Raw genomic sequence first — 6,261 nt, forward strand, 5'->3', positions numbered from 1 at the left:
TCATCCTCCATAGGTGGCCTCGGACTCGCCCTCGCCGAGCACAGCGGCGAAGTCCGAGGCCAGCCGTACCGCGTCGGCCGGTTCGAGCTCGGCGACGGAGATCCGTACACCCGGCCCGGACGACAGCCGGAACCGCGCACCGGCGGCGACCCACCAGCCGTACGACCGCAGCCCGTTGACCACCGCCGACTCGTCCCGCACGGGCACCCAGAGATTCATCCCGCTCGCCCCATGAGCCTCGATGCCCCGCCCGCGCAGCTCCTCGTGGAGGGCCTCCCGGCGCAGCCTGTACGCCTCCTGCGCGCGCGTGACCAGCGCGCGCGTGCCGTCGTCCGTCATCAGCCCATGGACGGTCTCCTGGAGGAGATGACTGACCCAGCCGGACGTCAGCAGCAACCGCCCGTCGTGCCGTGCCAGCGTGATCGGATCGCAGGCCGCCGCGGCCCACCGCAGGTCCGTGCCGAGGAACTTGCTCACGGTCCGCACATGCACCCAGCGCGACAGCCCACCGGACGTCAGCGACCACAGGGGAGTGGCCGACACGGCGGGAGCGTGATCGTTCTCCACGACCAGCACCTCCGGCTCGTCCCGGAGCACCTCGACGAGCGCGTCCCGACGCGAGGCCGAGAAACAGCCCCCGTACGGATTCTGCGCCCGAGGGCTGCACACCACGGCGCGCGCACCGACCCGCAGCGCCGCGCGCAGCGCATCCGGACGCATCCCCTCGTCGTCCACGGCGACCGGCACCATCCGCAGCCCCAACGCCGTGACCAGATCCAGCAGATGGTGATACCCGGGATCCTCCATGGCCACGGCGTCCCCGGGCCGCAACTCCACGGACAGCAGCCGCCCGATCAGATCCAGCGCACCGTGCGCGAAGGTCACATGCTCCACGGGCACACCGTCGGGCCGAAGCCAGTGCCGCACGGCTTCCTCCAACCGCGCCAACCGAGGCGTCGACCGATGGGACCGCGCACCTGGAGACAACCGTGAGGGCGGCACGAGAGCGGGCAGAAACGCGGGATCGGGATGCCCGCCGGCCAGATCCCGCAGACCTGCCGGAACCCGGGGCGGCCGCCGCGACGCCACCGCAGGAGCCTGTGCCACCACCGTCCCGCCCCGCCCACGCGTGACGACGATGCCCCGCTGCCGCAGCTCCTTGTACGCCGTGGCGACGGTTCCCGGACTCACCCCGAGCTCGTCCGCGAGCCGCCGCACCGGAGGCAGCGCGGCCCCCGGGCCCAACACCCCCTCGGCCACACGCCGTTCGATGGACGCGGCAATCCCCTTGGCCGTCGTACCACTGGTCCCATATTGTATTGCCACATCGGTGATTATGTATCAATACATAATTCAGTGCAAGGGAGAGCAGTGGACACCACGCGTCGCGCGGCCGCACGGCGAAAACGCATACCCGGAGGACGCGACGGTCGCAGGATGCTCGCGATCGCCCTCGTCGACCGCACCGGCAGCGGTCTGTGGGCCTCCGTGTCCGTCTTGTACTTCACCTACGTCTCGCATCTCTCCGTGGCCCAGGTGGGCACCCTCGCAGCGATCGCCGGAGCCATCGGCATCGCCGGCGCACCCCTGGGCGGCCACCTCGCCGACCGGTTCCCGCTCACCCGCGTCCTCGTCGCCCTCCAACTCCTGCGCGCCCTGGCCTCGTTCGCCCTCCTCACCACGGACAGCTACGCCCTGCTGATCACCGTCTCGGCCGTCGGCGGCTTCGGAGACCGTGCGGCCAACGTGCTCACCAGGCTCTACGCCACCCGCGTGGCAGGGCCCGATCGCATCCGCTATCAGGCCATCAGCCGCACCGCGGCCAACGCGGGCTGGGCCCTGGGCGGCCTCACCGCCGCAGCGGCACTCGCCCTCGGCACGACCGCCGCGTACCACTGGCTCCTCCTCGGCGACGCCCTCTCCTTCGTCGCGGTCGCGACCCTCACCCTCGGCTGCGGCGAACCCCCGTCACCGCAACGCACCGTCGCGACATCGAAGGACACGCCACTCGCGACCAGACCACCGAACCCCTGGCGCGACCGCACCTACCTCGCATACGTCGCGACCGAGACCGTCCTCTTCCTCGACGACGCCGTCTTCAAGGTCGGCCTGCCGCTGTGGATCGCCCACGCCAGCGACGCACCGCACGGCCTGGCACCCCTGCTGATGGTTCTCAACAACGTGATGGTCGTGGCCCTGCAAGTCCCCCTGGCCCGACTCGCCACCACGACAGTGGCCACCCGCAACCTGCTGATACCGCTCTCCGCCGCCTTCGTCCTCGGCGGCACGACTCTGGCGCTCTCTGCCACCGGCGGAGCCGTCACCGCCGCGCTTCTCCTCACCGCCTCGGCAACGGCCTTCACCCTGGCGGAAATGCTCCACGCCACCATCTCGTGGGAACTCTCCGTCGCCCTCGCACCCGACACCGCGCAGGGTTCCTACCTCGGCGTACACGGACTCGCCCAGTCCGCCCAGCGCAGCATCGGGCCACTGGCCGTCACCGCCGCCATCGCCACCGGCCCCTTCGGCTGGACCGCTTTCGGCGCCATCATCGCTCTGACCTGCATAATTCAGCACCGCCTGGTCCGCGCCCCGCTCGCTCGGACGCCGTTGTCAGTGCCGCCGGTTACTGTGAGTGAGCATTGATCGACCGCGCACAGGGGGAAACATGGCGCACACCGACAACCAGACCATGCGACGCGTACTGCGCCGCGAAATCGCCGGCACCATCGGCCTGTTGACCGACGAACAGGACTTCAGCGCCATGCGGCGCTACCGCAGCTTCACCTTCGACGACCACACCGCCTACCTCCAGCAGGTGGAGGCCCTCCTCAGGAGCCGCGCCCTCCAGGGCAGCCACACCAGCGTGGCCCTCTTCGACCCCGAGGAATACGCCGAGTTCTGCGCCGACAGCGGCCTCGACCCCGACAACCCGTCGAGCCGAACCCGCTTCACAGCCGAACTCGCGGCCACCGGCCCCACCCTGCTCTACGAAGGCCAGCCACTGGCCGACCTCCTCCCGGCGCTGGTCGACGAGGCCGTCCGCCAGGCGACCTGGGAGTACGCGACCACACTCCTCTCCCGCCTCGGCGCCTGCGCCTCCTGCGGCGAGGACATCGGCCGCGCCGCCTTCACCCAGGCCTCCGGCCTCCTCGTCCGCATCCTCGACACCGCCCGCCCCGGCAACCGACACCTCGTCTGCAGCGTCGCGGCGGAACCGGAAACCATCGTCGCCGTCCTCCACGCCGACGAGGACGAGGACGGCGCCACTCACCTGGACGAGGCCGAGGCCCTCGAATTCACCACGGTCCTCGCCCTCGGCCTCGCCACCCGAAGCCCCGGCGGCCTCGTCATGCGCACCACCAGCCCGAACACCACCGACCGCATCTATGGCTGGCGCCTGCGCGGCGACGGCCTGGAAGCCCTGACCGCCGGCGAGGTCTTCGACGCCTACTGCACCGACGTCGAGTCCGGCGACCTCATCTCCCCGGAATCAGGCGTCGACTACTGCGTACCGCCAGACCTCGGAGACCTGGAGCAGCCCCCGGGAGGACACCACCACTGAACACGCCAGGGGCGCCCCACCACTGGTGAGGCGCCCCTGAACAACTGCCGACGGACGGCTTCCCGCCCGACTACTCGCCGGACAGCACCGCCTGAGCGGCGGCGCGCGCCTCCTCAGCACTGTCCGCGGCCCGTGCGGCGAGCGCGGCCCGCTCGCACTGCGCCAGCGTGTACTTCGCCAACGCCGTACGCACATAAGGGATCGAAGCCGCGCCCATGGAAAGGGAGGTGACACCCAGACCGGTCAGCACACAAGCCAGCAGCGGGTCGGACGCGGCCTCACCGCAGACACCACAGCTCTTGCCCTCGGCCTTCGCCCCTTCGGCGGACATCGCGACCAGGTCGAGCAGCGCGGGCTGCCACGGATCCTGCAGACGGGACACCGCGCCCACCTGACGGTCGGCGGCGAAGGTGTACTGCGCGAGGTCGTTGGTCCCCAGCGACAGGAACTCGACCTCCTGCAGAATCGAGCGCGACCGCAGCGCGGCCGACGGAATCTCCACCATCGCACCGAACTTGGCCCGCAGCCCCGCCTCCCGGCACGCGTCCGCGAATGCCTTCGCGTCCGCACGGTCCGCGACCATCGGGGCCATGACCTCAAGGTGGACAGGCAAACCCTCGACGGCCTTCGCGAGCGCGGTCAGCTGAGTCCGCAACACATCGGGGTGGTCGAGCAGCGAACGCAGCCCGCGCACACCCAGGGCCGGGTTCGGCTCGTCGGCGGGCGTCAGGAAGTCCAGCGGCTTGTCCGCGCCGGCGTCCAGCACCCGCACGACGACACGTCCCTCGGGGAACGCCTCGAGCACCTTCCGATAGGCCTCGACCTGCTTCTCCTCGGACGGCGCGTTCTTGCTGTCGTCCAGGAAAAGGAATTCGGTACGGAAGAGCCCCACACCCTCGGCCCCCGCCTCCAGGGCGGCGGGCACGTCAGCAGGACCGCCGACATTGGCCAGCAACGGCACCTTGTGTCCGTCGGAGGTGGCACCAGGACCCGTAGAAGCGGAGAGAGCGGCCTTGCGTGCGGCGGCCGCAGCCTCCAACTGCTCCTTCTTCTCGGCACTGGGGTTCACGAAGATCTCGCCGGTGCTGCCGTCCACGGCGACCAGCGTGCCTTCGGCCAACTCCCCGGCCCCCGGCAGCGCCACCACGGCCGGCACACCGAGCGCCCGCGCCAAGATCGCGCTGTGACTGGTCGGCCCACCCTCCTCGGTGACGAAACCGAGCACGAGCGTCGGGTCCAACAACGCCGTATCCGCAGGCGCAAGGTCGCGAGCAATAAGGACGTACGGCTCGTCGCTGTCCGGAACACCAGGCATCGGCACCCCGAGCAATCGGGCGACGATACGGTTCCGCACGTCATCGAGGTCGGCCACCCGGCCGGCGAGATACTCACCGGCACCGGCCAGCAGAGCACGGTAGGCGGCGAAGGCGTCGTACACGGCCCGCTCCGCGGTACTGCCGACCGCGATCCGGCGATCCACGTCCGCCATCAACTCGGGGTCCTGGGCCATCATGGCCTGCGCCTCGAGCACCGCCTGGGCTTCGCCCCCCGCCAGATTGCCGCGCGCCATCAGGTCGGCCGCCACAGCGTCCACGGCTTGGCGGGCGCGCCCCTGTTCACGCTCCGCGTCCTCCACCGGAATCTGCTTGGCAGGCGGTTCCAGAACCGCCGTCCCCATGTGCCGAACCTCGCCGATCGCCACACCGTGGCTCACACCGACGCCTCGCAGCGTTGTCTCCATCTCACCCGTCTCCGATAGTGCGGCGGGTCCCGCCGCCGCGTTGGTTGTCCTGCACACCGTCATTACGACGGCCTGACGTCACGCCCAGATGAAGAGGCTGTCGCCGGCCTTCACGTCGCCGTCCTCGCGGAGACCGGAGAGGGCCTCTGCTGTGGCTTCGAGAGCCACGATCGGGCACACCGGGGACTTGCCGGCGGCTTCGACGGCGGCCGGGTTCCAGCGCACCACGCTCTGGCCGCGGGTCACGGTGTCGCCCTTGTTGACAAGCAGCTCGAAGCCCTCGCCGTTGAGCTGCACGGTGTCGATACCGAGGTGAGTGAGCACGCCGTGTCCCTCGCTGTCCACGACGACGAAGGCGTGCGGGTGGAGCGAGACGATGACTCCGTCCACGGGAGAGACGGCCTCGGAGGGCTCACGTACGGGGTCGATGGCTGTGCCGGGGCCGACCATGGCCCCGGAGAAGACCGGATCCGGCACCTCGGTCAGTCCGATGGCACGTCCTGCAAGAGGGGACGTCACGCTGGTCATGGGAAGCCTCCCAGGGGTGGATATGTGATGGGGCCGTCACTGCCTGTCCCGGACGGCACACTGAGCAGCAGGGTATGTCATATGTAGTACGGGTTCCGCCTGAGAGGTCCGGATTAGTGGTCTAGACCACACCTCTAATCGATTTGCACCTGCTCTACGGCCGCATGTACAGTCGTACTCCTGCTTGAGGCCGAGCGACGCGATCAAGCGTCTTTGCTTGACCTGGCAGCACCCAACTTGTCAGATCCTATCCCGGGGTCATCTTCTGCATGCCTGCAGGACGGTGGTCAGGGGGCCGGAAAAACACTGATAGAGTTTGGAACACCGAAGGGAAGCCCGGAGGAAAGCCCGAGAGGGTGAGTACAAAGGAAGCGTCCGTTCCTTGAGAACTCAACAGCGTGCCAAAAATCAACGCCAGATATGTTGA

The 6,261-nt window shown here is 69.4% G+C and carries 6 protein-coding genes; 2 read left to right on the forward strand and 4 right to left on the reverse strand.

The genetic code is table 11. The features are described from left to right. Entirely contained in the window at positions 1 to 1,326 is a 1,326-nt protein-coding gene (locus ACIRRY_RS43225) for an aminotransferase class I/II-fold pyridoxal phosphate-dependent enzyme (RefSeq protein ID WP_403984326.1), read from the reverse strand. Between the two features lie 111 nt (positions 1,327 to 1,437). Between ACIRRY_RS43225 and ACIRRY_RS43230 the strand changes: the two genes are divergently transcribed. Further along, a complete protein-coding gene (locus tag ACIRRY_RS43230) occupies positions 1,438 to 2,646 on the forward strand; it encodes an MFS transporter (protein WP_403984328.1) in 1,209 nt (402 codons plus the stop codon). Between the two features lie 22 nt (positions 2,647 to 2,668). Continuing rightward, positions 2,669 to 3,565, forward strand: coding sequence for a hypothetical protein (locus ACIRRY_RS43235; protein ID WP_403984330.1), 897 nt, complete (start codon positions 2,669 to 2,671; stop codon positions 3,563 to 3,565). Positions 3,566 to 3,635: 70 nt separating this feature from the next. On the opposite strand, the gene ptsP is transcribed toward ACIRRY_RS43235, so the two are convergent. The 3 genes from ptsP to ACIRRY_RS43250 form a co-directional block, all read right to left on the reverse strand. After that, complete coding sequence (ptsP, locus tag ACIRRY_RS43240) at positions 3,636 to 5,306, reverse strand: phosphoenolpyruvate--protein phosphotransferase (protein ID WP_403984332.1); 1,671 nt, start codon at positions 5,304 to 5,306, stop codon at positions 3,636 to 3,638. Positions 5,307 to 5,384: 78 nt separating this feature from the next. Continuing rightward, positions 5,385 to 5,834, reverse strand: coding sequence for a PTS glucose transporter subunit IIA (locus tag ACIRRY_RS43245; RefSeq protein ID WP_403984334.1), 450 nt, complete (start codon positions 5,832 to 5,834; stop codon positions 5,385 to 5,387). Between the two features lie 247 nt (positions 5,835 to 6,081). Continuing rightward, the coding region (locus ACIRRY_RS43250) for a hypothetical protein (RefSeq protein ID WP_366097336.1) at positions 6,082 to 6,261 on the reverse strand (180 nt) is incomplete at its 5' end.

Origin of the sequence: Streptomyces sp. NPDC101776 (genome assembly GCF_044766845.1) — a bacterium.
In the GTDB taxonomy this organism is placed as follows: domain Bacteria; phylum Actinomycetota; class Actinomycetes; order Streptomycetales; family Streptomycetaceae; genus Streptomyces.